A 25,909-nucleotide genomic window follows, 5' to 3' on the forward strand; every position below is an offset into this window, starting at 1 on the left:
CCCCTCCCGATGACTCAGCCGATCCGCATCAAGGACCACGAGAAAGACGCACGTCTGGTGCGCTCGCGCGTGGTTTTTGGCGCGATCATGGTGGTGACGTTGATCGGGGTGTTGATCGCGCGCCTGTATTTCCTGCAGGTGATCCAGTACGACTATCACTCCACTCTGTCGGAAAACAACCGGGTGCATGTGCAGCCGATTCCGCCGACCCGTGGCCTGATTTTCGACCGCAACGGCGTGGTGGTCGCGGATAACCGGCCCAGCTTCAGCCTGAGCATGACCCGCGAACGCTCCGGCGACTGGCAGCAGGTTCTCGATGTGATCGTCGACGTGCTGCAACTGACCCCGGAAGACCGGGCGATCTTCGAAAAGCGCATGAAACAGGGGCGTCGGCCGTTCGAGCCGGTGCCGATCCTGTTCGAGCTGACCGAAGAGCAGATCGCCCGGATCGCGGTGAACCAGTTCCGCCTGCCGGGCGTGGAAGTGGTGGCGCAGTTGGTGCGGCATTACCCGCAAGGGCCGCACTTCGCGCACTCCGTCGGTTATATGGGGCGGATCAACGAGAAAGAGCTGAAAAGCCTCGATCCGGTCAATTACAGCGGCACCCACCATATCGGCAAGACCGGTATCGAGCGTTTCTACGAGCCCGAGCTGCACGGCCAGGTGGGTTACGAAGAGGTCGAGACCAACGCCCGCGGCCGCGTGTTGCGGGTGCTCAAGCGTACCGATCCGGTGCCGGGCAAGGACATTGTGCTGAGCCTGGACATCAAGTTGCAGGAAGCGGCCGAGATGGCCTTGGGCGGGCGCCGTGGCGCGGTGGTGGCGCTGGACCCGAGTACCGGCGAAGTCCTGGCCATGGTCAGCCAGCCCAGTTTCGACCCCAACCTGTTCGTGACCGGGATCAGCTTCAAGGCCTACGCCGAGCTGCGCGATTCCATCGACCGGCCGCTGTTCAACCGGGTGTTGCGCGGCCTGTATCCGCCGGGTTCGACGATCAAGCCGGCGGTAGCGATTGCCGGCCTGGACGCGGGCGTGGTCACGGCGTCGAGTCGCGTGTTCGACCCCGGCTACTACATGCTGCCTAATTACGACCACAAATACCGTAACTGGAACCGCACCGGTGACGGCTATGTCGATCTGGACACCGCGATCATGCGGTCCAACGACACCTATTTTTACGACCTGGCCCACAAGCTGGGGATCGATCGCCTGTCGGCCTACATGGGCAAGTTCGGGTTGGGTCAGAAAGTCTCCCTGGACATGTTCGAAGAATCCCCAGGCCTGATGCCGTCGCGCGAATGGAAGCGTGCCACCCGCCGCCAGGCGTGGTTCCCCGGCGAGACTCTGATCCTGGGCATCGGCCAGGGCTATATGCAGGCGACACCGCTGCAACTGGCCCAGGCCACGGCGTTGGTGGCCAACAAAGGCATCTGGAACCGTCCGCACCTGGCCCGCACCATCGAAGGCGAAAAGCCGGTGGATGAAAACCCGATCCCGGACATTGTGCTGCGTGACCCGTCGGACTGGACCAAGGTCAACCACGGCATGCAGCAGGTGATGCACGGCGCCCGGGGCACGGCGCGTAAGGCGGCGATCGGCGCGCAATATCGCATTGCCGGCAAGAGCGGTACGGCCCAGGTGGTCGCGATCAAGCAAGGCGAAAAATATGACCGTTCCAAAGTCCAGGAGCGCCACCGCGACCACGCCCTGTTTGTCGGCTTCGCTCCGGCGGACGACCCGAAGATCGTGGTCGCCGTGATGGTCGAGAACGGCGAGTCCGGTTCGGGCGTCGCCGCGCCGGTGGTCCGTCAAGTGATGGATGCCTGGCTGTTGACCGACGACGGCAAGCTCAAGCCCGAATATGGCGGCCCCCCTTCAAGCACCGAGGTTACGGCCAGTGAAGAGTAATTTTGACCGCATCCTCTCCAGTGAGGATGTGATGCGTCGCCGCGCGACATTGCTGCAGCGCATGCACATTGATGGCCCGTTGTTGATTCTGCTGCTGACCCTGGCCGCCGGCAGTCTGTTCGTGCTGTATTCGGCCAGCGGCAAGAACTGGGACCTGCTGATCAAGCAAGCGTCGTCGTTCGGCCTGGGTCTGTTGTCGATGGTGGTGATTGCCCAGCTGGAGCCGCGTTTCATGGCGCGCTGGGTGCCGCTGGGGTACGTCGCCGGCGTGTTGTTGCTGGTGGTGGTGGACGTGATGGGCCACAACGCCATGGGCGCGACCCGCTGGATCAACATTCCGGGGGTGATTCGCTTCCAGCCGTCGGAATTCATGAAGATCCTGATGCCGGCGACCATCGCCTGGTACCTGTCCAAGCGCACCTTGCCGCCGCAACTCAAGCATGTGGGGATCAGCCTGATCCTGATCGGCGTGCCGTTCATCCTCATCGTGCGCCAGCCGGATCTCGGTACATCGCTGCTGATCCTGGCGGGCGGTGCGTTCGTGCTGTTCATGGGTGGCTTGCGCTGGCGCTGGATTCTCAGCGTGCTCGCCGCTGCCGTGCCGGTGGCCGTGGCCATGTGGTTCTTCTTTATGCATGACTACCAGAAGCAGCGGATTCTCACGTTCCTCGACCCGGAGAGCGACCCGCTGGGCACCGGCTGGAACATCATCCAGTCGAAGGCGGCCATCGGTTCCGGCGGTGTCTTTGGCAAGGGCTGGCTGATGGGCACCCAGTCGCACCTGGACTTTTTGCCCGAGAGCCACACCGACTTCATTATTGCGGTGATGGGCGAAGAGTTCGGCCTGGTGGGCATTTGCGCGTTGCTGCTGATCTATTTACTGTTGATTGGGCGTGGCCTGGTGATCACCGCGCAGGCGCAGACGTTGTTCGGCAAATTGCTGGCGGGCTCGTTGACCATGACTTTTTTTGTTTACGTTTTCGTCAACATCGGTATGGTCAGTGGCCTCTTGCCGGTGGTTGGGGTGCCGTTGCCGTTCATTAGCTACGGCGGAACTTCGCTGGTGACATTGATGTCAGCGTTTGGGGTTTTGATGTCGATTCACACGCATCGCAAATGGATCGCACAGGTTTGAATAAGGTGAAGATGTCAATGCAAGTATTGCGCGGCTGGGCGACTCGGCATGCGTCCTGGATGAGCCTGATCGGGCTGCTGGGCGCCATGCACGAAGCGCAGGCCGGTGACTACGATGGCTCACCTCAGGTCGCCGAATTCGTCGGTGAGATGACCCGTGACTATGGCTTCGCCGGTGAACAGCTGATGGGCGTGTTCCGCGAGGCCCAGCGCAAGCAGGCGATCCTCGATGCCATCTCCCGCCCGGCCGAGCGCGTGAAGCAGTGGAAGGACTATCGCCCGATGTTCCTGACCGACGCCCGCGTGGCCCGGGGCGTGGACTTCTGGCGCCAGCACGAAGCCGCGTTGGCTCGCGCCGAGCAGGAGTACGGCGTGCCTGCCCAGGTGATTGTCGCGATCATTGGCATTGAAACCTTCTACGGGCGCAACACCGGCAGTTACCGGGTGATCGATGCCTTGTCGACCTTGAGCTTCGATTACCCGCCCCGCGCTGAATTCTTCCGTAAGGAACTGCGTGAATTCCTGCTGCTGGCCCGCGAAGAGCAGGTCGACCCGCTGACCCTCAAAGGCTCCTACGCCGGTGCGATGGGTTTGCCGCAGTTCATGCCGAGCAGTTTTCGCGCCTACGCGGTGGATTTTGACGGCGACGGCCATATCAATATCTGGAGCAACCCGGACGATGCCATCGGCAGCGTGGCCAGCTACTTCAAGCGCCATGGCTGGGTGAGCGGCGAACCGGTCGTCAGCCGTGCCGACGTGAGCGGCGAGCGCGCCGATGAAGGCCTGACCCAGGGCATCGAGCCGGCCAAGACGGTCGGGGAGTTGCGGGCGCTGGGCTGGTCAAGTCATGATGCGCTGCGCGATGATATGCCGGTCACGGCTTTCCGCCTGGAAGGCGAAAACGGCCCTGAATACTGGATGGGCCTGAAGAATTTCTACGCAATCACGCGTTATAACCGCAGTGTGATGTACGCCATGGCCGTGCATCAACTGTCTGACATGCTGGTCCAAGCACGGGGCAACAAGTAATGCGGGCATCGCCGTTGAAAAAACCGCTCAAGCTGGTGGCGTTTGCCGCGTTGTCCTTGCTGGTTGTCAGTTGCTCCACCAGTCGCGCGCCGACGCAAAAGTCCGGCGGCACCGCTATTCGTTCCCAGCCGGGGCTGGACATCAACCGCGCGCATAAAGACGGTGCGCCGTGGTGGGACGTCGACGTGTCGAAAATCCCGGATGCCACGCCGACCCTGCACACAGGCCCGTACAAGGCCAACCCCTATACCGTGCTGGGCAAGAGCTACTTTCCGCTGCAGGACTCCAAGACCTACGTGCAGTCGGGCACGGCGTCGTGGTACGGGACCAAGTTCCATGGCCAGAACACCGCCAATGGCGAGGTCTACGACCTGTACGGCATGAGCGCGGCCCACAAGACCCTGCCGCTGCCCAGCTATGTGCGAGTGACCAACCTGGACAACAACCGCACGGTGATCCTGCGGGTCAACGATCGCGGGCCGTTCTATTCGGACCGGATCATCGACTTGTCCTACGCCGCCGCGAAGAAACTCGGTTATGCCGAAACCGGCACCGCGCGGGTCAAGGTCGAAGGGATCGACCCCGCGCAATACTGGGCCCAGCGTGGCAAACCGGCGCCGTTGATGCTCAACGAACCGCAAGCCGCGCAACCGCAAGTCACAGCCTCGACCGGCAAGATCGAGCAGTGGACGCCACCCGCGCAACAGCACGCGCCCGACACGGTCGTGGTGCCTCGCGCCGCACCGGGTGCTTCGGCTGCCGGTGGGCAATACCTGCAGGTGGGCGCTTTCGCCAACCCGGATGCGGCAGAGCTGTTAAGGTCCAAGCTGAGCAGTATGGTCAATGCGCCGGTCTTCATCAGTTCCATCGTGCGTAATCAACAGACTCTGCACCGTGTGCGTATGGGCCCGATCGGTTCGCCGAGCGAGGTCGCGCAAGTGCAGAACAGCGTGCGCCTGGCCAACCTGGGGCAACCCAGCGTGGTCAGCGCCGAATAAACCGTAAAGGATTGATGGTTCAGGTCCGTGCGCGGGCCTGGGCCCTGGTTGTTGGCTCGTTGAACAATAAAACCCAGGGGCAAGGGGTGAGCAGGCAACCGAACACGCGACAGACCGGTAACGGGCTGTCTGAATAAGTTTTGCCCGCGAGGGCAAGTTTCCATACGTAATTTCGAGAGACGGATGAACATCATCACCTTAGCCAAACGCACGTGCCTGCTTATCTCGCTGATCATCACCCCGGCCGCCTGGGCGGTTGAAATGGTGCCGGCTTCACCGCAACTGGCCGCCAAGGCCTGGGTCCTCATGGATGCCGCCAGTGGCAACGTGCTGGTGGAAAACAACGGTGACCAGCGCCTGCCGCCCGCCAGCTTGACCAAGCTGATGACAGCCTATATCGCGACCCTGGAAATCCGTCGCGGCCAGATCGGCGAAAACGACCCGGTGACCGTCAGCGAAAACGCCTGGCGCACCGGTGGTTCGCGGATGTTCATCAAGGTCGGCTCGCAGGTGACGGTCAGCGACCTGCTGCACGGCATCATCATCCAGTCCGGTAACGACGCCAGCGTCGCCCTGTCCGAGCACATCGCTGGCAGCGAAGACGCGTTCGCCGACATGATGAACAAAACCGTGGCCGACCTGGGCATGACCAACAGTCACTTCATGAACCCGACCGGTCTGCCGAACCCAGAGCACTACTCGTCGGCTCACGACATGGCGATCCTGGCGCGCGCGATCATTCGTGTCGACCCGGTCCACTACGCGATCTACTCCCAGAAGGAATTCTTCTGGAACAACATCAAGCAGCCTAACCGCAACCTGTTGCTGTGGCGCGACAAGACCGTCGACGGTCTGAAAACCGGCCACACCGAAGAAGCCGGCTACTGCATGGTGTCGTCCGCCGTGCGTGATGGCCAGCGCCTGATCGCCGTGGTCTTCGGCACCAACAGCGAGCAGGCCCGTGCGGCCGAGACGCAAAAACTGCTGACCTACGGTTTCCGCTTCTTCGAAACCCAGACCTTCTATCAGAAGGGTGCTGAACTGGCGACCGCGCCGGTATGGAAAGGCGCAACCTCGCAAGTCAAGGCCGGCCTGGCTGAAGACCTGACCCTGACCATGCCTAAAGGTCAGCTGAAAAAGCTCGCGGCCAGCATGACCATGAACCCGCACCTGGTTGCGCCAATCGCCAAGGGCGACGTGATCGGCAAGGTCGAAGTGAAGCTGGACGATAAAGTGGTACACAGTGCCGACCTGATCGCCCTGGATGCCGTCGACGAGGGTGGTATCTTCCGCCGCGTGTGGGATAGCATCCGCCTGTTCTTCTACAGCTTGTTCAACTGATAAGTGTGCACCTGCAAAGCCCCGTGTTGATCCGACGCGGGGCTTTGCCCGTCGCCACGGCTTACGCTTACGAGGCCGTTACGCCATGACCGATAAAGAAGTAAAGGCGCCAAAGATCGAATTCCCGGTGACGGATTATCCCGTCAAGGTGATCAGCGATACCGGTGTGGGCAACAAGGACAAGATTCTCGACATCGTGCGTAAACACGCGACGATCAACGACAACCGTGTGGATGAGCGTTCGAGCACCAACGGTAAGTACACCACGATCCAGTTGCACATCGTTGCGACCGGTCAAGACCAGCTTTACGACATCAACAGCGAACTGCGGGCCACCGGCTTCGTACATATGGTGCTGTGATGCCACAGGTCCTGGGCTTTCGCGAGCTCGGCCGGATGGACTACGAGCCCGTCTGGCATGCAATGCAGCGCTTCACCAACGAGCGCGGCACCTCGGCACCCGATGAGATCTGGCTGGTGGAACACCCGCCGGTGTTCACCCAGGGCCAGGCCGGCAAGGCCGAGCATCTGCTACTTCCGGGTGATATTCCGGTGGTGCAGGTCGACCGAGGGGGTCAAGTGACTTACCATGGGCCCGGTCAACTGGTGGCATATCTGCTGCTGGATGTGCGCAAGCTGGGGTTTGGCGTGCGCGACCTGGTGAACCGTATGGAGGCTTGCCTGATCGAGCTGTTGGCCAGTTACGGCGTGAGCGCCGTGGCCAAGCCCGATGCACCCGGTGTGTATGTGGATGGTGCGAAAATCGCTTCCCTGGGGCTGCGCATTCGCCACGGTTGTTCGTTTCATGGTCTGGCGTTGAACGTGGACATGGACCTGGCGCCGTTCCGGCGCATCAACCCGTGCGGTTATGCCGGGTTGGCGATGACCCAGTTGAGCGACCACGCCACACCGATTAAATTTGCCGAGGTAAGTGCCCGGCTGCGTGCGCAGCTCGTCAAACACCTCGACTATGCTGAGCAGACGACCCTTACGGGCGGAATCGACTGATTATGACTACTGATGCAGTGCAAACCATGATCCCGACGCTGGACGTCACCGAACGTTCGGCCCCGGCCCCGCGTGCCAAGGTGGAAGCCGGCGTCAAGCTGCGCGGCGCCGAGAAGGTTGCACGCATCCCGGTCAAGATCATCCCGACCACCGAACTGCCGAAAAAACCTGACTGGATTCGCGTGCGTATCCCGGTCTCGCCGGAAGTCGACCGTATCAAGGCGTTGCTGCGCAAGCACAAGCTGCACAGCGTGTGCGAAGAAGCGTCCTGCCCGAACCTGGGCGAATGCTTCTCCGGCGGCACTGCCACGTTCATGATCATGGGTGACATCTGCACCCGTCGTTGCCCGTTCTGCGACGTCGGCCACGGCCGGCCGAAGCCGCTGGACGTCAACGAGCCGGAAAGCCTGGCCATCGCCATCGCCGACCTGAAACTCAAGTACGTGGTAATCACTTCTGTCGACCGCGACGACCTGCGTGACGGCGGTGCCCAGCACTTTGCCGACTGCATCCGCGAAATCCGCAAGCTGTCGCCGGACGTGATGCTCGAAACCCTGGTGCCGGACTACCGTGGCCGCATGGACGTCGCGCTGGAAATCACCGCCGCCGAGCCGCCGGATGTGTTCAACCACAACCTGGAAACCGTGCCACGCCTGTACAAGGCGGCGCGTCCAGGTTCGGACTACCAGTGGTCGCTGACCCTGCTGCAGAAATTCAAGCAGATGATGCCGCACATCCCGACCAAGTCCGGCCTGATGCTCGGCCTGGGCGAAACCGACGAGGAAGTGATCGAAGTCATGCAGCGCATGCGTGAGCACGACATCGACATGCTGACCCTCGGCCAATACCTGCAACCATCGCGCAGCCACTTGCCGGTACAGCGTTTCGTTCACCCGGACACCTTCGCCTGGTTCGCCGAGGAAGGTTACAAGATGGGCTTCAAGAACGTCGCGTCGGGCCCGCTGGTACGTTCCTCGTACCACGCCGATGAGCAGGCCAAGCTGGTCAAGGCTAGCCTGATTTCGTAATACAGATCTGCGCAACACCGCAGATCCAATGTGGGAGGGGGCTTGCCCCCGATGGCAGTGTGTCAGTCGCTACAGGTACTGGCTGATTCAGCGCTATCGGGGGCAAGCCCCCTCCCACATTTCGTTCCGCGTCATATAGGGAGAATCAGGGATGACCAGTCGACTAGCCGCCGCCGTACCTGCATTGCGTTCTGAAGCCACCATCGGCCTGATCGCACCCGCCGGCCCTGCCGCGCTGGACGTGGAAAAAGCCGGGCAGTGGATGCGCGCCCGTGGCTATGAGCTACGCATCTTCCCCGGAGTATATGAACGCGACGGCTACCTGGCCGGCAGCGATGACGTGCGCTTGCGCGACCTGCACGCCGCCTTCGCCAACCCTGATATCGATGCGATCTTCTGCCTGCGCGGCGGCTACGGCACGCCCCGCCTGCTGGACCGCCTGGACTTCGACCTGCTGCGCGCCAACCCCAAGCCTTTCGTGGGTTACAGTGATATCACTGCGTTGCACCTGGCAATCAACCGCTATGCCGGTTTTGTGACCTTCCACGGCCCGATGCTGAATGCCGACCTGCTCGGCGACAAGCAGCCACCCACCGAGTCGTCGTTGTTCAACATGCTGCGTGGCCAGGTAGGTGCAGGCAGCGTGCTGGCGCACCCGGTGGCCTACCCATTGACCACGATCGAGCCCGGTATCGCCTGTGGGCGCTTGCTCGGCGGCAACCTATCGATGATCGCGGCCATGATGGGGACGTCCTACGAAATCGATGCCGAGGGCATCATCCTGTTTATCGAAGACGTCAATGAGCCGATCTACCGCATCGACCGCTTGCTGACGCATCTGCGCCTGACCGGCAAGCTGGCTCAGGTAGCGGGTGTGTTGGTGGGGGACGTGGCGGGGGTGGATAGCACCGCGCTGGAGCGGCTGCTGAAGCAGACCTTCGAACCGCTGTGCATTCCGGTGCTGTCTGGCTGGCGCAGTGGGCATTGCGATCCGAACGTGACGCTGCCGATGGGCGCGCGTGTGCGGTTGGATGCGGGGGAGCAGCGGCTGGTGCTGGAACAGGATGTGGTGTTCAACCGCTGAATCTGTCGTCTGCTAAACCGCTATCGGGAGCAAGCTCCCTCCCACATTTTGACCGCATTTCAAAGGATGTACGCGGTCAAAATGTGGGAGGGGGCTTGCCCCCGATAGCGGTAGTCGCCATAAGCCGATCTAACGGTTCTGCAACGACTCCAGCAACTTCACCGTCGGATAACCATCCGCCGGCCAGCCCAGTGACTGTTGCGCCGCACGGATCGCCTTGCGCGTGTTGGCGCCGATAATCCCGTCCGGGTTGCCCGCGTCATAGCCATTGCTGCTGAGTACGGTCTGCAGGTCAATGCGCTGGGAACGACTCAGCGGCAGTTCATCTTTCGGCCAATCGCCACGAATCACACCACTTCCGCCGAACCGTTCCGACAGCAGGCCCACGGCCAGTGCGTAGGACGACGAGTTGTTGTACTTGAGGATTGCGCGGAAGTTATCCAGCACCAGGAACGCCGGGCCACGGTAACCCGCTGGCAGCAGCAGGGCGGCGGAGAGTTGGTCGACGTTAGGCGGCATGCTCGCTCCCGGTGGCAGCTGGATACCCAGCTTCAGCCAGTCGGCGACGGTCTTGCGCACGCCACCGTCGGCCAGGGTGTAATCGAAGTTGGCCGGCAGTTGTTTGACTTCGAAACCCCACGGCTGGCCTTTCTGCCAGCCGGAGCTTTGCAGGTAATGCGCGGTGGAGGCGAGGGCGTCGGCCGGGCTGTTCCAGATATCGCGGCGACCGTCGCCGTCGAAGTCCACGGCGTGGGTGTTGTAGGTGGTCGGGATGAACTGGGTCTGGCCCATGGCGCCGGCCCACGAACCGCGCATCTGGTCGGCCTGGATATCGCCGTGCTGGATGATTTGCAGCGCCGCAAGCAATTGCGCCTGGGCAAAGGCCGGGCGCCGGCCTTCGTAGGCCAGGGTCGCGAGGGAACGGATCACCGAGTTATTTCCCTGGAACTGACCGAAGTTACTTTCCATGCCCCACACCGAGACCAGCGCCTGGCGGTCGACGCCATAACGTTGCTCGATGCTTTGCAGGATGTCGGCGTACTTGACCAATAGTGCCTGGCCATTACGCACACGTACTGGCGACAGGGCGCCGTCGAGGTATTCCCACACCGGGCGGGAAAATTCCGGTTGGCTGCGGTCGGCGCGGATCACCGCCATGTCCGGGGTGACGTTGGCGAAGGCGATATCAAACACGGCTGGGGTAATGCCGGCCTTCAAGGCTTGCGCACGGAAACCGGCCTGCCATTCGGCAAAGGTCTGGGTGGGCTGGATGTCCAGGTTATCCACAGCCAGCGGGGCCACGACAGCGGGCGCTACGACCGGTGCGGTCGACAGTGTCGGCAAGGGTTGAGCATCTGCGGCGGTAGGTTTTTCCGCGCAGGCGACAAGCAGAATGAGGCTGGAGGCAGCGATCAATTGGCGAAGGTGCCAACGACGGGAAAGACTAGAGGGCATGCACAGGTCCAGGGATTACAAATCAAGTGCTGACCTTATCATGCCGGAGGGGCGCTTGCCTTCAGGCGGCCAGAAAGTAAGAAGCCTCCCAGCTATTAGACTGGAAGGCTTCGCGGCGGTAGCTGCCTTTGCCCTTGCCGGCGCGTTCCTGACGGCTGCGGAACAGTGGCTGGGCGATGATGGATTTGGCCTTGTTGGGGCCATGCTTAGATGGCTTTTTGCTCATGGTCGTTACTCTCTTCAGGTGGGATGCAGCGGTGCAAATCATCTGCCGAAGTCTGGCCGCTGTAAAGCCCGACAAGTTTTTTGAAATACAAATGCAGCCAACATGTGGGAGGGGGCTTGCCCCATCCCGCATTGGTTTTGCGGTGTTTTTAAGAGGGGGGGGTTATTCGGCAGGTAATGTCAGGCGCTGGCCAGACATCAGCAGTGACAAACGGCTCAGGCTCATCCACGGCGAACCCGCTGCCTGGCCCTTGATTTGCGCATCGATGCGCTGGGCTTCGAGCAACAGTTGCGCCCAGCGTTGCGCCGAGTGCCGCTGCAGGGCTTTGCTCATCAGCGGTTTGCGCTTGTCCCAGACCGGCGGTCTGGCTTGGCTGAAGCATTTGTCCAACGGCGTGCCCTGGCTGTATTGCAGCGCAATATTGGCCAGTACCCGCAACTCGCGAGCCAGCGCCCAGAGAATCACCGGCGGTTCCACGCCTTCACCGCGCAACCCTTCGAGCATGCGCAGGGCGTGCGCAGGCTCGCCGTTGAGGATGGCGTCCACCAGCCCGAACACGTCAAAACGCGCGCTGTCAGCCACCGCGCCTTGCACGGTTTCGACGGTGATCTGCCCGTCTTCGGCCATCAGCTTGAGTTTTTCGATCTCCTGGGCGGCGGCAAGCAGGTTACCTTCGACCCGGGCGGCGATCAGTTCCACGGCGTCCTGCGTGGCCGACAGCCCCGATTGGGACAGGCGCTGACGAATCCACTGCGGCAACTGATTGCTGTCCACCGGCCAGATCTGGATAAACTGGGTCTGTGCCCCTTCCACCAGCGCTTTGCCCCACTTGGTTTTCTGCGCGCTGCCGTCGAGCTTGGGCAGGCTGATCAGCAACACCGTGTCTTCGGCAGGCCGCGAACAGTACTCGATGAAGGCCGCCGCGCCCTTGTCGCCGGGCTTGCCCGACGGCAGGCGCAGTTCCAGCAGGCGTTTTTCGGCAAACAGCGACATGCTCGCGCCGGCTTGCAGCAGCGTGCCCCAGTCGAAACTGGCGTCGGCGCTGAACACCTGGCGTTCGTCGAAGCCTTGCTGGCGCGCGGCGGTGCGAATGGCGTCTGCCGCTTCCTGGCACAGCAACGGGTCATCGCCGCTGACGATATAGACAGGCGCGAGAGCACCTTGCAGGTGTTTGGCGAGTTGGGCGGGGGCGAGTTTCATAGGCGCGATGAACGGGGCGCCTGGGGCGCCCCGTCTGGCTTAGTCTACAGGGACTTCAACAGGCGATTGTTTCGGCGTGTTGTTTTCGTACTCTTGCGCGGCTTTCAGGGCGTCGGCGTCAGCCTTGGCCTTGTTGTCGGCGGTCTGTTGCAGCAGTTCCAGTTTTTCCGGCGTCAGCTGTTGCAGGCGCAGCATCACACGTTGGACCAGCTCACGACGCATTTCTTTGCGCACCTGGGTCATTTCCGAGTCCGAGCCCACCAGGTTGTTGCCATCGTGGCTCACGACCTTTTGCACTTCGATCTTGTCACCCATCAACGGCAGATGGTCGCGGCCCTGCATTTCAAACGTCAACGAAGTGATCAGCTCGATATCGGACGCACGGCCAGCGCTGGCGTAGCTGAGGTTACGCTGGGTTTCTTTCTCGTCGGCCAGGAACAGCTTGTAGGTCGCGCCGGTGTAGACGTGTACGCCACTGTTTTTCAGGGTGTCGCGCAGTTGCACAACGGTTTCGCCGTAGGCGTTGCGGGCGCTGACGTCCAATTCCTTGATGGTCAGTTCATTGGTGCCGGTACCGCGCAGCTGGAAGCCGCAAGCGCTCAGCAGCACAGCAAGGCCCATCACCAGCAAATTGCGTTTGATCATTTTATTGCTCCCCTTGAAACCATGCGGGCCTTATCGAGGCCCTGAAGGTTTAGTTCGGCGCAGCGCTCAAGCCCTGCGCCCGATCCGATTTAGCTGGCGACGATGTTGACCAGTTTACCCGGCACGACGATCACTTTGCGGATCGTCAGGCCTTCGGTAAAGCGCAGTACGTTCTCGTTGCAGCGCGCGGCCGCTTCGACGTCTTCGCGGCTGGCGCTGGCCGGCATGTCGATCTGGCCACGCAGTTTGCCGTTGACCTGAATTACCAGTTGCAGCGTGTCCTGAACCAGCGCGCTGTCATCCTGCACCGGCCAGCGGGCGTCAATGACGGCTTCGCTGTGGCCCAGGCGGTGCCACAGTTCGTGGCTGATGTGCGGCGTGATCGGGGCCAGCAGCAGGGTGACCGTCTCGAGGCCTTCGTGCACCAGCGCACGCTCCTGTTCGGTGGCTTGCGGGGCTTTTTCCAGTACGTTCATCAGTGTCATCACCTGGGCGATGGCGGTGTTGAACTTGTGGTTCTGGCCCACATCCTGGCTGGCTTGCTTGATGGCCAGGTGGGTGCTGCGGCGAATGGCTTTCTGCTCGTCGCTCAAGGCGGCCACATCCAGCTTGCCCGGCAGGCCCTGGCTGACATGGGCATGGGCCAGGCGCCAGACGCGCTTGAGGAAACGGTGCGAACCTTCGACGCCGGAGTCGGACCATTCGGCGCTCATGTCCGGCGGCGAGGCGAACATCATGAACAGGCGGCAGGTGTCGGCGCCGAACTGGTCGATCATCGACTGTGGGTCGACGCCGTTGTTCTTCGACTTGGCCATCTTCTCGGTGCCACCGATTTCCACCGGCAGGCCGTCGGCGATCAGCTTGGCGCTGATGACCTTGGCTTTGCTGTCGCGCTCGAGCTCGACATCCGCCGGGTTGAACCAGGTGTAGCTGCCATTGGCTTCGCGACGGTAATACGTCTCGGCGATCACCATGCCCTGGGTCAGCAGGTTCTTGAACGGTTCGTTGGAACTGACCAGGCCTTCGTCGCGCATCAGCTTGTGGAAGAAGCGCGCGTACAGCAGGTGAAGAATGGCGTGTTCGATACCGCCGATGTACTGATCCACCGGCAACCAGTGGTCGGCCGCCGATTTCTCGACCAGGCCACCCTCGTAGTGCGGCGAGGCATAACGGGCGTAGTACCACGAGGACTCGACGAAAGTGTCCATGGTGTCGGTTTCGCGCTTGGCTGGCTGGCCGCATTTCGGGCAGCTGCACTCATAGAACTCAGGCATGCGCGCCAAAGGCGAACCGGCGCCGTCCGGCACCACGTCTTCCGGCAGGACCACCGGCAACTGGTCTTCCGGCACCGGCACGTCACCGCAGGTTTCGCAGTGGATGATCGGGATCGGGCAGCCCCAGTAACGCTGGCGGCTGATGCCCCAGTCGCGCAGGCGGAACTGGGTGCGCGAGGCGCCGAGGTTTTTCTTGATCAGCGCGACTTCGATGGCGTCGAAGGCGCCGGCGAAGTCCAGGCCGTCGAACTCGCCGGAGTTGATCAGTTCACCGTGCTCGCCGTAGGCGTCTTGCCACGGGGCCGGGTTGGTGTCGCCCGAGCTGGTGCGTACCACGGATTTGATCGGCAGGTTGTACTGGGTGGCGAATTCGAAATCGCGTTCGTCGTGGGCCGGCACAGCCATTACTGCGCCATCGCCGTAGTGCATCAGCACGTAGTTGGCGACCCATACCGGCAATTTTTCGCCGGTCAGCGGGTGCTCGACGAACAGCCCGGTCGGCAGGCCTTTTTTCTCCTGGGTGGCGACGTCGGCTTCCGCCACGCTGCCGCCTTTGCATTCGGCGATGAACGCCTGCAGCTCAGGGTTGTTGCGTGCGGCCTGGCTGGCCAGCGGGTGTTCCGCGGCCACGGCGACGTAAGTCGCGCCCATCAGGGTGTCCGGACGGGTGGTGAAGACTTTGAGGGTACCCGCTTCGCCGATCGAATCGACGTTGTACGGGAACTGCACTTCCATGCCCTTGGACTTGCCGATCCAGTTGCGTTGCATGGTCTTGACCTGTTCAGGCCAGCCCGGCAGGTCGTCGAGGCTCGACAAGAGTTCATCCGCGTAGGCGGTGATCTTGAAGTAGTACATCGGGATTTCGCGCTTTTCGATCAGCGCGCCGGAACGCCAGCCGCGACCGTCGATCACTTGCTCGTTGGCGAGCACGGTCTGGTCGACCGGGTCCCAGTTCACGGTACCGTTCTTGCGGTAGATCACGCCTTTTTCGAACAGGCGGGTGAACAGCCATTGTTCCCAGCGATAGTAGTCCGGCTTGCAGGTGGTCACTTCGCGGGACCAGTCCACCGCCAGGCCCAGGCTGCGCAGCTGGGTCTTCATGTAGGCGATGTTTTCGTAGGTCCACTTGGCGGGCGCTACGTTGTTCTTCATCGCGGCGTTTTCCGCCGGCATGCCGAAGGCGTCCCAACCCATGGGTTGCAGGACATTCTTGCCTTGCATGCGCTGGTAACGGGAAATCACGTCGCCGATGGTGTAGTTACGCACGTGCCCCATGTGTAGCTTGCCGCTGGGGTAAGGGAACATCGATAGGCAATAGAACGTCTCCTTGCCCGGCTGTTCACTGACTTCAAAGGACTTTTGCTCGTCCCAGAAGGTTTGGGCGGCATTTTCTATTTCACGGGGCTGATATTGTTCGTGCATGGCTACTTTTGAACTGAATAGGGGTGGCCTAATCCTCTTCGGTGCATTGTCCGAGCTGGCCGACACCATAAAGCGCCGTGTCCGTGCCCAAACCCTGCGGGAAGTGGAGTTACAGGAAGCGCCGTAGCATACATGACCCCACTCTATCGAGGGAAACCCTGATTGCGCGGTCGAGGCCGTCTGTCGCGGCGCCGGGCAGGCGCAGCCATGGGGGCTACGCTGTTTATTGGGGAGTGAGTCTTATCTTCAATGAGGTGAGGGGATGGTGGAATCGCAGCGAATGTTATCTAAACCGGATGTGTACCAAGGGCTCATCGACCGTTTGGGTCGTGCATTGGATGCAGCAAGTACGGCGGGTCGATTGCGTGATGAGCAGCCCGTCGAGTTGGAACTGCGAGGCTTGAGCCACGCGGAGCTGGAACTGATCAAGGCTTACCTGGCAAGGAACGAACGTTCGGCCTTTACCGGCGTGGCGAGCACGCCGCCCAACGAGCCCGTGCGGTCGGCCAAGGTGGTGTGGCTCAAGGATGTGTCAGCCGCTCGCGGCCCGGAAAAACATCGGTCCGTGCGGTTCAAGTAATACATGCCCCTTAGTTTCCTGATCATCGCTGACACTGCTTCGTTCTTGTAAAGATTGTCGCTAAACCCCGTTACACCTTAGGCTTCGGGCATCTATGGAGATGCTCGATGCCTATTCGTTATTTCATCAAACAACTGCTGTTGCCGCCCGGCATTCTCTTGCTGTTGCTGGCCCTTGCCTGGTGGTTTCGCCGCAGCCGCCCGCGCCTGGCCGGCTGCTGCTTTGCCCTCGGCCTGGGCGGGATGTGGCTGATGAGCCTGCCGATCATGGTGCAGTGGGGCGCGCGCGCCCTGGAGACGGCGCCGCCGTTGGCCCGGGAGGACTGGTCGAGCCTGGCCCGACGCGCCGATGCCATTGTGGTGCTGGGTTCGGGGCGCGAGCGTGGCGACCCGGCCTGGGGTTCGGACCAGCCAACCGGCATCGGGCTGGAGCGTCAGCGCTACGCCGCGCGATTGGCCAAGGCCTCCGGGCTGCCGGTGCTGACCAGCGGCGGTTTGCATTACGGCACACCGCCCAGCGAAGCTGAGTTGATGGCGGTGTCGATGCGGGACGACTTCGATGTGGCGGTGCGCTGGAAGGAAGAGCGCAGCCGCACCACCTGGGAAAATGCGCAGATGAGTGCCGAGATTCTGTTGCCCGAGGGGGTCAAGCGCGTCGTGGTGGTGACCCAGGCCTGGCATATGCCGCGTGCGGTCTGGAGCTTTGAAAAAGCCGGTTTCAGCGTGGTGCCGGCGCCGGTCGGCTTCCTCGGCGAGGATAACGCGCGGCCGCTGGGCGGTTGGATGCCGGAGTTCAAGTCGGTGTGGCAGAGCGGGCAGTTGCTCAATGAGGCGGTGGGGCAGGTGGGGTATCGGTTGTTCTACCGATAGCACCGCAAATCAAAATGTGGGAGGGGGCTTGCCCCCGATTGCGGTGTATCAGTATCAAATCTACTGACTGACACACTGCTATCGGGGGCAAGCCCCCTCCCACATTTGATTCTGTTAGACGGTTTTGGACATTCGGCCGGCCAGCAGCGCCCAGCCAAACAACACCAGGCACACCACGATCAGCGGCCACGAACGCCATTGCAGGTACGGCGTGAGGTTGTGCATCGGCACCACTTCGCCATAGAGGATGCCGCGCTCGAACTGCGGGATCTGCGCGGTGATCTGCCCATACGGGTTGATCAGCCCGGTCACGCCGTTGTTGGTGGCGCGGATCATCCAGCGGCCGGCTTCCAGCGCACGCATCTGCGCCATTTGCAGGTGCTGCAAGGGGCCGATGGAGGTGCCGAACCAGGTGTCGTTGCTGATGGTCAGCAGCAAGTCGCTCTGGGCCGAGAGGCTGGCGGCGAATTCCGGGTAGACCACTTCATAGCAAATGAACGGCGCAATCTGATAGCCCTTGGCCTGTAGCATCGCCTGGTCGGACGGGCCGCGGGCGAAGTCCGACATGGGCAGGTCGAAGAAGGCAATCAAGCCGCGCAGCATGTCCTGCAGCGGCACGTACTCGCCGAAGGGCACCAGCTTCTGCTTGAGGTAGGTGCCGTCACCTTCGCCCACGACGGTGATGCCGTTGTAGTAGCGCTTCTGGTGATGCACTTCCTGGCGAATCGGCACGCCGGTAATCAGCGCGGTGTGCCGTTCGGCAGCGAACTTGCCCATCATCCCGAGGTAGCCCTCGACGGACTCCTTGAGCACCGGCACGGCCGTTTCCGGCCATATCAGCAGGTCGACCCGCTTGGAGCTGAAGCTCATGTCGCGGTACAGCGCCAGTTGTGCATTGAGCTGCTCGGGGTCCCACTTCATGCTTTGCTCGACGTTACCCTGGATCGCCGCCACGCTCAGCGGGTCGCCGGACGGTGAGGTCCAGGCGTGATGCTTGAGGGCCAGGCCGATGGCCCAGGGCGCCACCAGCAGCAACAGGCCAGCGCCGATGAAGGCGTTGCGCTGGGTCGCCAGCAGGCGCGGCAGGTTGCACAGCAGGGCGGCGGTCAGGGCCAGGGCGAAGGAAATCAGCCACATCCCACCCAGCGGCGCGAGGCCGGTGAGGGGGCCGTCAAGTTGGCTGTAACCGGAGTACAACCAGGGAAAACCGGTCAGGAACCAGCCCCGGAACGCTTCCTGGCCGACCCACAGCGCCGCAAACGTCAGGGCATCGGCCAGTGGCGCTTCATTGCGCCGCAGCCAGCGCGCCCACAACCAGGCGGGCAGGGCGAAGAACAAGGCAATGGCGGCGGTGAACGCCAGCATCAGCAAGCCAGCCAGCAACACCGAAGCGCCGCCGAAGTGGTGGATGCTGTAGTAGATCCAGCTGGTGCCGGCGCCAAACAGGCCGAAACCGAAACACCAGCCACGGCCGAGGGCCTGGCGTGGGGACAGCTCGCGCAGCCCGATATAGAACAATCCGGCCGCGACCAGCGCAAGCGGCCACAGATCGAATGGCGCCAGCGCCAGGGTGGTGATGGCGCCAGCCACCACGGCCAACAAGTTGCCGGGCCAGCCGGGAGCGATGAAACGGCGCATGTCAGTCCTTAACGGGCAATAGGTGTCAGGCGAATCAGATGAATCCGGCGGCTATCGGCATTCAGGATGCGGAAGCGATAAGCGCCGATCTCGGTGGTCTCGTTACGTTTGGGCAAGTGCCCGAACGCACTCATCACCAGGCCGCCGACGGTGTCGAACTCGTCGTCGGAAAATTCGCTGTCGAAGAACTCGTTGAAGTTCTCGATCGGCGTCAACGCCTTGATCAGGAAATCACCGCTCGGCAGCGGCTTGATGTAGCTGTCTTCTTCGACGTCGTGCTCGTCTTCGATATCGCCGACGATCTGTTCCAGCACGTCTTCGATGGTCACCAGGCCGGCGACGCCGCCGTATTCGTCAATCACGATGGCCATGTGGTTGTGGTTGGCGCGAAACTCGCGCAGCAGCACATTCAGGCGCTTGGATTCGGGGACGAAGGTGGCCGGACGCAGCAGGTCCTTGATGTTGAAGCTGTCGCCGTTCTCCTTGAGGATCAGCGGCAGCAAGTCCTTGGCCAACAGGACACCCATGACGTCGTCATGGCTTTCGCCGATCACCGGGTAGCGCGAGTGCGCCGAGTCGATCACGGCCGGGAGGAATTCCCGTGGGGTCTGGGGCGCCTTGATGCTGATCATCTGCGAACGCGGGACCATAATGTCCCGAACTTGCAGGTCAGCCACCTGGATGGCGCCTTCGACGATGGCCAGCGCTTCGCTGTCCAGCAACTTGTTCTGATGGGCCTCGCGCAGCAGCTCCAGCAGCTCCTGGCGGTTTTTCGGCTCGTGGGCAAAAGCCTGGGTCAGTTTACCCAGCCATGACTTTTGCCCGTTGCTCGATCGGTCTTCGCTCATAGCGATTACTCTAAATCCTTTGATGTTTCAGTTGAGTGTTGATCAGTTTTCGTCATCTGCATACGGATCAGGGTGACCCAATTCTGCAAGCAACGATCGTTCCAGTGCTTCCATTTCTTCGGCTTCGTCATCGTCTATATGGTCGTAACCCAACAGATGCAAGCAGCCGTGGATGACCAGATGTGCCCAATGGGCTTCAAGGGCCTTGCCTTGTTCCTGCGCCTCACGCTCGACGACTTCGACGCAGATCACCAGGTCGCCCAGCAACGGGATATCCAGCAGTTCGTCGGGTACGTCGGCGGGGAAGGACAGCACGTTGGTCGCGTAATCCTTCTGGCGCCAGGTGTGATTCAGTTCGCGGCCTTCGGGTTCGTCCACCAGGCGGATGGTCAGCTCCGAGTCGGCGGTGCGCTGGCGCAGGGCCAGGGCGCACCATTGACGGAACTGCTCTTCACTGGGGGCGTGCGCGTCGGTTGCCAGTTGCAGGTCAAGCTCAAGCATCGCGGCGGGTGTCCTTGGCCGGGGCGTCGTCGCGGTGCTCGAAGCGCTCGTAGGCTTCGACAATGCGCTGGACCAGCGGGTGGCGGACGACGTCCTTGGGCATGAAGTGCGTGAAGCTGATCCCCGGCACGTCTTTGAGCACCTCGATCACCTGGGCCAGGCCCGACTTGGTGCCCTTGGGCAGGTCGACCTGGGTGACGTCGCCGGTGATCACGGCGGTGGAGCCGAAACCGATACGGGTGAGGAACATTTTCATCTGTTCGACGGTGGTGTTCTGGCTTTCGTCGAGAATGATGAAACTGTTGTTCAGCGTCCGGCCGCGCATGTAGGCCAGTGGGGCGATCTCGATCACCTGGCGCTCGATGAGCTTGGCCACGTATTCAAAGCCGAGCATCTCGTAGAGCGCGTCGTAGAGCGGGCGCAGGTACGGGTCGATTTTCTGTGCCAGGTCGCCGGGCAGGAAGCCGAGCTTTTCGCCGGCCTCGACCGCCGGGCGCACCAGCAGGATGCGGCGCACTTGCTCGCGCTCCAGGGCGTCGACGGCACAGGCCACGGCCAGGTAGGTCTTGCCGGTACCGGCGGGGCCGATGCCGAAGTTGATATCGTTACCGAGGATTTCTTTGACGTAGCGCTGCTGATTCAAGCCGCGTGGGCGAATCATGCCCTTTTTGGTGCGCAAGGCCACGCTGGCTTCGGCCACCGGGTTGTTGGCCAGGTCTTCCACGGCCGATTCCTGCAGGTACAGGTGGACCGTTTCCGGCGACAGCTCACTACCCTTGGTTTCGCGGTAGAGGCGGCGGAGCAGGTTTTCTGCAGACGTGGTGTGCTGGGGTTCACCAATCAGCTCGAATTGATTGCCGCGGTTGCGGATCTCGATGCTCAGGCGTTGTTCGATCAGGCGCAGGTGCTCGTCGAACTGTCCGCACAAATTGGCGAAACGGCGAGCCTCAAACGGCTCGAGGAGAAAACGATGGGGTTCGATGGGTGCGTTCAAGGTCGCTTTTAGCCGCCCTTTGGCTGTTGAGGTGAAAGAGAGGATAACGCCACGCGCCAGTGTGCGAAAGCACTTATCCAACCCGATCCAGTGTGGGAGGGGGCTTGCCCCCGATAGCGGAGTGTCAGGCAGCTCATGTGCTGCTGATGTACCGCAATCGGGGGCAAGCCCCCTCGCACATTTATTACACCAGAGAGCCGCGCAACGAGTGCGGTTGCGCCGCATCGATGTGGACATCGGCGAACTGGCCGATCAGGGTCGGGTTGTCGCAACGGAAGTTGACGATGCGGTTGTTCTCGGTGCGCCCTTGCAGTTCGCCCGGGTCTTTTTTCGAGTAGTCGGTGACCAGGATGCGCTGGGTGGACCCGACCATTTGTCGACTGATCTCGAACCCCTGCTGGTTCAGGCGATGTTGCAGGGCGTTCAGGCGCTCTTTTTTCAGCTCTTCCGGGGTCTCGTCCAGCAGGTCGGCGGCAGGCGTGCCGGGGCGCTGGCTGTAGACAAACGAGTAGGAAAAGTCGAAACCGACGTCTTCAATCAGCTTCATGGTCTGCTGGAAGTCTTTCTCGGTCTCGCCGGGGAAGCCGACGATAAAGTCCGAACTGATGCAGATGCCCGGCACTGCCGCGCGTAACTTGCGCAGTTTGGATTTGTATTCCAGGGCGGTGTGGTTGCGTTTCATCGCCGACAGGATGCGGTCCGAACCCGATTGCACCGGCAAGTGCAGGTGCTTGACCAGCTCCGGCACTTCGGCGTGGGCCTGGATCAGGCTGTCGGAGAACTCCAGCGGGTGCGAGGTGGTGTAGCGAATGCGCTCGATGCCATCCACCGCGGCGACAACCCGGATCAGCTCCGCGAGGTCGGCCAGGCGCCCGTCGTGGGTCTGGCCGCGATAGCCGTTGACGTTCTGGCCCAGCAGGGTCACTTCACGCACGCCGTTTTCGGCCAGGTGGATGATTTCTGACATTACATCGTCAAACGGCCGGCTGACTTCTTCACCACGGGTGTAGGGCACCACGCAGAAGGTGCAGTACTTGCTGCAACCTTCCATCACCGACACGTAGGCGCTCGGCCCATCGATGCGCGGCTCGGGCAGATGGTCGAATTTTTCGATTTCCGGGAACGAGACGTCGACCTGGGGCAGCTTGGTGAGGCGCGCGGCGTCGATCATTTCCGGCAGGCGGTGCAAGGTTTGCGGGCCGAAGACCACATCCACGTAGGGCGCGCGGTCGCGGATGGCTGCGCCTTCCTGGCTGGCGACGCAGCCGCCGACGGCAATCACCATCTCCGGGTTGGCCAGTTTCAATTCACGCCAGCGGCCCAGCTGCGAATACACGCGGTCCTGTGCCCGTTCGCGGATCGAGCAGGTATTGAGCAGGATCACGTCGGCATCTTCGGCGCGGGCGGTGACTTCCAGGGCCTGATGTTCACCCAGCAGATCGACCATGCGCGAGCTGTCGTACTCGTTCATCTGGCAACCGTGGGTTTCAATGTAGAGCTTCTTGGCCATGGGAATCGTCAACTGGTGGTAAAGAACCGCGCATTATAGGGGTCATGTCCATCGGTTCCTAGCACTGTGCATCGGGTGCCATGCTATAGTTCGCGCCCTCTTTTATATCCCCGATGTGTTCCCCGCCCACCATGACCAAACGTGAAGCTCCAATCTATAAGGTGATTTTCCTCAACCAGGGCCAGGTGTTCGAAATGTACGCCAAGCAGATCTATCAAAGTGATCTGTGGGGCTTCCTGGAAGTGGAAGAGTTCGTCTTTGGCGAGCGCACACAGCTGGTCGTCGACCCGGGCGAGGAAAAACTCAAGGCCCAGTTCGAAGGCGTGGTGCGCAGTTTTGTGCCGATGCATTCGATCGTGCGTATCGATGAAGTCGAGCGCCTGGGCACGCCGAAGATCAGCGAAGCGCGTGGCACGAGCAATGTCATGCCGTTTCCGATGCCGATGCCTGAGAAGTAGGGCGTTTGTAGCGAGGGCGCTGGCTCCCTCGTCACCGGTCGATCAGGGCAGGGGCGAGAACGGCGAGCGCCCATCCGCGCTCTGCAGTTCCTGCAGATAATTGCGGAAGATCTGGCCCAGCACCTGGGTCGCCAGTTCCAGCTCATCGCGCTGCATGTGTTCGGCAACTTCGTCGGCGGTGTCCAGTGCGTCTTCGGCGCCGTTGACCGCGGCCATTTTCAGCACGATATACGCCTGGACGTTATTGGCCGGCACCCCTTCGCCTTTGAAGAACATGGTGCCCAGCTGGAATTGCGCCTGGGCGTGGCCCTGCAGCGAGGCTTTTTCGAAGTAGTTCAACGCTTTGTTGAGGTCGCGCGCGGGGTTCTTGCCGTCGTGGTAGTACTCGCCCAACTCGTATTGCGCCTGCGCATCCCCGCCGTCGGCCTGTTTCTGGCACGCGCTCAGGGCTTCGGCCTGGCTGTCTGGCTGGGTATTGAGGGTGCAACGACCCATCGCTGGGATTAACAACGAGTTGCCGCCTGCTTGTGCATGTGCCAGCAGCGGCTGAAGGAGCAACAGGCAGCCCAGGACCAGGGTGCGGCCGGTGCGTTTCATGGGAATCGACTTACCTCTGACGGGGCACGCGGACCCTCGGGGGTCCAATAAGCGCGCATTATGAAATAAGCAGACCTCTGCTTACAAAGTCTTTACTCGTTTTTCTGCCGGTTGGGCAAGTTATCTGCCGGATTGCAGGTGATTTCTCGAGAAAACCAGGAAAAGTCTGTAAGCAAAGTAGCAAATCTGACGCCGCCGGGGGCGACGTCAGAATGCTGTGCCGGTTATTTCAGGGCGGCGAAGGCGCGCTCGGCAGCATCCAGGGTCAGTTTCAACTCGGCGTCGCCATGGGCGATCGAGGTGAAGCCGGCTTCAAAGGCGCTCGGTGCCAGGTACACGCCGCCGTCCAGCATCAGGTGGAAGAAGCGCTTGAACAGGCCGGCGTCGCTGCCCATCACGTCCTCAAAGGTGACGATATCGTCGGCGCCGCTGAAATACAGGCCGAACATGCCGCCTGCTTGCGTGGTGACAAACGGAATGCCAGCGGCATCGGCGCGCTGTTGCAGGCCGTCGAGCAGGCGGGAGGTGTAGTCGGTCAGCTCGGCATGGAAGCCCGGGCGGCTGATCAGGCGCAGAGTGGTCAGGCCGGCGGCCATGGCCAGCGGGTTACCGGACAGGGTGCCCGCCTGGTACACCGGGCCCAGCGGCGCGATGTATTGCATGATTTCGCGCTTGCCGCCGAAGCAGCCCACCGGCATGCCGCCACCGATGATCTTGCCGAAGGTGCTCAGGTCCGGCGTTACGCCGTAATGCGCCTGGGCGCCACCGAGGGCCACGCGGAAGCCGGTCATCACTTCGTCGAAAATCAGCACCACGCCATGCTTGTCGCACTGTGCGCGCAGGCCTTCGAGGAAGCCCGGGGTCGGCGGTACGCAGTTCATGTTGCCAGCGACCGGCTCGACGATGATGCACGCCACCTCCTGGCCCACTTCATTGAGCATCTGCTCGACGGCGGCGATGTTGTTGAACGGCAGGGTCAGGGTGTGTTTGGCGAAGTCTGCTGGCACACCGGCCGAGCTTGGCACGCCCTGGGTCAGCGCGCCGGACCCGGCCTTGACCAGCAGGCTGTCGGAGTGACCGTGGTAGCAGCCTTCGAACTTGATGATGCTGTCGCGGCCGGTGAAACCGCGGGCCAGGCGAATCGCGCTCATGGTGGCTTCGGTGCCGGAGCTGACCATCCGCACCATCTCCATCGACGGCACGATCGAGCAGACCAGATCGGCCATCTCGGTTTCCATCGAGGTCGGGGCGCCGTAGGACAGACCGTGTTGCAACTGCTGGCGCACGGCGTCGAGTACGTCCGGGTGGCTGTGGCCGAGGATCATCGGGCCCCAGGAACCGACGTAGTCCACATAGCGCTTGTCGTCTTCGTCGGTGACGTAGGCGCCTTCGGCATGCTTGAAGAACAGCGGCGTGCCGCCGACGCTCTTGAACGCACGCACGGGGGAGTTCACACCGCCGGGGATGTGTTTCTGGGCATCGGCAAACAGGGTTTCGGAACGGGACATGATCGGGCTCTCTAAACTGAAGATTTAAGAAGATCGTTGAAAGCGCGGGCGCGGCGCGTGACTTCCTGGGTGCTGTCGGCACCAAACAGGCCGTGTACCACGGCGAGCAAGTCGGCCCCGTGGGCTACCAGCGGTTCGGCATTCTCCAGGGTGACGCCGCCGATCACGCAGATCGGCAACTGCAGGCGCGCGCGGGCCTGGGCCAGCATTTCGAGGCTGGCGGCGGGGGCGCCGGGCTTGGTGCTGGAGTTGAAGAAGCGGCCGAAGGCGACGTAGCTGGCGCCTTCTTTCGCGGCCTGTTCGGCCAGTTCGATCTGGCTGTGGCAGGTGGCGCCGATGATCGCCTTGGAGCCCAGCAGCGCACGGGCCGTGGTCAGGGGGCCATCGGTCTGGCCCAGGTGGACGCCGACGCCCAGGCGCGCGGCCAGTTCGGCGTCATCGTTGATGATCAGTTGGGTCTTGTAGCGCGAGCACAATTCGCGGAGTTTTTCCGCTTCACGTAGGCGCCGGGCCTCGTCGCTGCTTTTGTCACGGTACTGCAGCAGGGTCACGCCGCCATCCAGCGCCGCTTCGACGTAGGCGAGGAATTTGCCGGCCAATAATTGGCTGTCGGTAATGGCATAAAGGCCACGTAGTTTCATCGGGCAGGCCTCT

Annotated in this window: 25 protein-coding genes; 12 read left to right on the forward strand and 13 right to left on the reverse strand. The window is 61.9% G+C overall.

What is annotated here, in order from left to right; genetic code table 11:
* Positions 1-9 precede the first annotated feature (9 nt).
* The 9 genes from mrdA to ACVWZP_RS24410 all read left to right on the forward strand — a co-directional run bounded on the left by mrdA (position 10) and on the right by ACVWZP_RS24410 (position 9,530).
* On the forward strand, positions 10-1,908 hold the full coding sequence (gene mrdA, locus ACVWZP_RS24370) for a penicillin-binding protein 2 (RefSeq protein WP_046381927.1): 1,899 nt from the start codon (positions 10-12) through the stop codon (positions 1,906-1,908).
* A gap of 31 nt (positions 1,909-1,939) precedes the next feature.
* Positions 1,940-3,043, forward strand: coding sequence for a rod shape-determining protein RodA (rodA, locus tag ACVWZP_RS24375; RefSeq protein WP_017848344.1), 1,104 nt, complete (start codon positions 1,940-1,942; stop codon positions 3,041-3,043).
* A gap of 17 nt (positions 3,044-3,060) precedes the next feature.
* Positions 3,061-4,071 carry a lytic murein transglycosylase B gene (gene mltB / locus ACVWZP_RS24380; protein WP_046381928.1) on the forward strand — a complete coding sequence of 337 codons (1,011 nt, stop codon included), beginning with the start codon at positions 3,061-3,063 and terminating at the stop codon, positions 4,069-4,071.
* Positions 4,071-5,069, forward strand: coding sequence for a septal ring lytic transglycosylase RlpA family protein (locus ACVWZP_RS24385; protein ID WP_017848342.1), 999 nt, complete (start codon positions 4,071-4,073; stop codon positions 5,067-5,069). The genes mltB and ACVWZP_RS24385 overlap by 1 nt, the downstream gene beginning before the upstream one ends.
* A 183-nt stretch (positions 5,070-5,252) precedes the next feature.
* Positions 5,253-6,410, forward strand: a complete 1,158-nt coding sequence (locus ACVWZP_RS24390; protein WP_046381929.1) for a D-alanyl-D-alanine carboxypeptidase family protein — start codon at positions 5,253-5,255, stop codon at positions 6,408-6,410.
* An 85-nt stretch (positions 6,411-6,495) separates the two neighbouring features.
* Positions 6,496-6,771, forward strand: a complete 276-nt coding sequence (locus tag ACVWZP_RS24395; RefSeq protein WP_017848340.1) for a DUF493 domain-containing protein — start codon at positions 6,496-6,498, stop codon at positions 6,769-6,771.
* Positions 6,771-7,418: a lipoyl(octanoyl) transferase LipB gene (lipB, locus tag ACVWZP_RS24400; RefSeq protein ID WP_046381930.1), complete on the forward strand. Its 648-nt coding sequence runs from the start codon at positions 6,771-6,773 to the stop codon at positions 7,416-7,418. The genes ACVWZP_RS24395 and lipB overlap by 1 nt, the downstream gene beginning before the upstream one ends.
* Positions 7,419-7,444: 26 nt before the next feature.
* The gene (gene lipA / locus ACVWZP_RS24405) at positions 7,445-8,446 is read left to right on the forward strand and encodes a lipoyl synthase (RefSeq protein WP_167379504.1); all 1,002 of its coding nucleotides are present in this window, start codon (positions 7,445-7,447) and stop codon (positions 8,444-8,446) included.
* Positions 8,447-8,597: 151 nt separating this feature from the next.
* On the forward strand, positions 8,598-9,530 hold the full coding sequence (locus ACVWZP_RS24410; RefSeq protein ID WP_017848337.1) for a S66 peptidase family protein: 933 nt from the start codon (positions 8,598-8,600) through the stop codon (positions 9,528-9,530).
* Between the two features lie 129 nt (positions 9,531-9,659).
* On the opposite strand, the gene ACVWZP_RS24415 is transcribed toward ACVWZP_RS24410, so the two are convergent.
* The 5 genes from ACVWZP_RS24415 to leuS all read right to left on the reverse strand — a co-directional run bounded on the left by ACVWZP_RS24415 (position 9,660) and on the right by leuS (position 15,752).
* Positions 9,660-10,985: a lytic murein transglycosylase gene (locus ACVWZP_RS24415; protein ID WP_046381931.1), complete on the reverse strand. Its 1,326-nt coding sequence runs from the start codon at positions 10,983-10,985 to the stop codon at positions 9,660-9,662.
* A 61-nt stretch (positions 10,986-11,046) separates the two neighbouring features.
* Positions 11,047-11,211, reverse strand: coding sequence for an alternative ribosome rescue factor ArfA (gene arfA, locus ACVWZP_RS24420; protein WP_003176285.1), 165 nt, complete (start codon positions 11,209-11,211; stop codon positions 11,047-11,049).
* 162 nt (positions 11,212-11,373) lie between these two features.
* A complete protein-coding gene (holA, locus tag ACVWZP_RS24425) occupies positions 11,374-12,411 on the reverse strand; it encodes a DNA polymerase III subunit delta (protein ID WP_046381932.1) in 1,038 nt (345 codons plus the stop codon).
* 39 nt (positions 12,412-12,450) lie between these two features.
* Positions 12,451-13,056, reverse strand: coding sequence for an LPS-assembly lipoprotein LptE (locus tag ACVWZP_RS24430; RefSeq protein WP_017848334.1), 606 nt, complete (start codon positions 13,054-13,056; stop codon positions 12,451-12,453).
* Between the two features lie 89 nt (positions 13,057-13,145).
* On the reverse strand, positions 13,146-15,752 hold the full coding sequence (gene leuS, locus ACVWZP_RS24435) for a leucine--tRNA ligase (protein ID WP_177032031.1): 2,607 nt from the start codon (positions 15,750-15,752) through the stop codon (positions 13,146-13,148).
* Positions 15,753-16,014: 262 nt separating this feature from the next.
* Here leuS and ACVWZP_RS24440 point away from each other — a divergent pair, with 262 nt between their 5' ends.
* Together ACVWZP_RS24440 and ACVWZP_RS24445 are read left to right on the forward strand one after the other, a co-directional pair.
* Positions 16,015-16,332 carry a hypothetical protein gene (locus ACVWZP_RS24440; protein WP_046381934.1) on the forward strand — a complete coding sequence of 106 codons (318 nt, stop codon included), beginning with the start codon at positions 16,015-16,017 and terminating at the stop codon, positions 16,330-16,332.
* A gap of 107 nt (positions 16,333-16,439) precedes the next feature.
* Positions 16,440-17,201, forward strand: coding sequence for a YdcF family protein (locus ACVWZP_RS24445; RefSeq protein WP_046482411.1), 762 nt, complete (start codon positions 16,440-16,442; stop codon positions 17,199-17,201).
* Between the two features lie 114 nt (positions 17,202-17,315).
* On the opposite strand, the gene lnt is transcribed toward ACVWZP_RS24445, so the two are convergent.
* From lnt to miaB, 5 genes are all read right to left on the reverse strand, one after another.
* Positions 17,316-18,839, reverse strand: coding sequence for an apolipoprotein N-acyltransferase (lnt, locus tag ACVWZP_RS24450; RefSeq protein ID WP_017848329.1), 1,524 nt, complete (start codon positions 18,837-18,839; stop codon positions 17,316-17,318).
* An 8-nt stretch (positions 18,840-18,847) separates the two neighbouring features.
* Positions 18,848-19,687 carry an HlyC/CorC family transporter gene (locus ACVWZP_RS24455; RefSeq protein WP_017848328.1) on the reverse strand — a complete coding sequence of 280 codons (840 nt, stop codon included), beginning with the start codon at positions 19,685-19,687 and terminating at the stop codon, positions 18,848-18,850.
* 42 nt (positions 19,688-19,729) lie between these two features.
* Positions 19,730-20,188, reverse strand: coding sequence for an rRNA maturation RNase YbeY (gene ybeY / locus ACVWZP_RS24460; protein ID WP_079444779.1), 459 nt, complete (start codon positions 20,186-20,188; stop codon positions 19,730-19,732).
* A complete protein-coding gene (locus tag ACVWZP_RS24465) occupies positions 20,181-21,182 on the reverse strand; it encodes a PhoH family protein (RefSeq protein WP_017848326.1) in 1,002 nt (333 codons plus the stop codon). Before ACVWZP_RS24465 ends, ybeY begins: the two co-directional genes overlap by 8 nt.
* A 184-nt stretch (positions 21,183-21,366) precedes the next feature.
* Complete coding sequence (miaB, locus tag ACVWZP_RS24470) at positions 21,367-22,692, reverse strand: tRNA (N6-isopentenyl adenosine(37)-C2)-methylthiotransferase MiaB (protein ID WP_017848325.1); 1,326 nt, start codon at positions 22,690-22,692, stop codon at positions 21,367-21,369.
* A gap of 131 nt (positions 22,693-22,823) precedes the next feature.
* Between miaB and ACVWZP_RS24475 the strand changes: the two genes are divergently transcribed.
* Positions 22,824-23,150: a DUF1820 family protein gene (locus ACVWZP_RS24475; RefSeq protein WP_003194436.1), complete on the forward strand. Its 327-nt coding sequence runs from the start codon at positions 22,824-22,826 to the stop codon at positions 23,148-23,150.
* Between the two features lie 42 nt (positions 23,151-23,192).
* On the opposite strand, the gene ACVWZP_RS24480 is transcribed toward ACVWZP_RS24475, so the two are convergent.
* The 3 genes from ACVWZP_RS24480 to thiE all read right to left on the reverse strand — a co-directional run bounded on the left by ACVWZP_RS24480 (position 23,193) and on the right by thiE (position 25,896).
* Complete coding sequence (locus ACVWZP_RS24480; protein WP_017848324.1) at positions 23,193-23,747, reverse strand: tetratricopeptide repeat protein; 555 nt, start codon at positions 23,745-23,747, stop codon at positions 23,193-23,195.
* A 224-nt stretch (positions 23,748-23,971) separates the two neighbouring features.
* The gene (gene hemL / locus ACVWZP_RS24485) at positions 23,972-25,255 is read right to left on the reverse strand and encodes a glutamate-1-semialdehyde 2,1-aminomutase (RefSeq protein WP_201021581.1); all 1,284 of its coding nucleotides are present in this window, start codon (positions 25,253-25,255) and stop codon (positions 23,972-23,974) included.
* 11 nt (positions 25,256-25,266) lie between these two features.
* A complete protein-coding gene (gene thiE / locus ACVWZP_RS24490) occupies positions 25,267-25,896 on the reverse strand; it encodes a thiamine phosphate synthase (protein WP_017848322.1) in 630 nt (209 codons plus the stop codon).
* Positions 25,897-25,909: the final 13 nt, after the last annotated feature.

The sequence above is a fragment of the Pseudomonas sp. TE36184 genome (assembly GCF_054060055.1).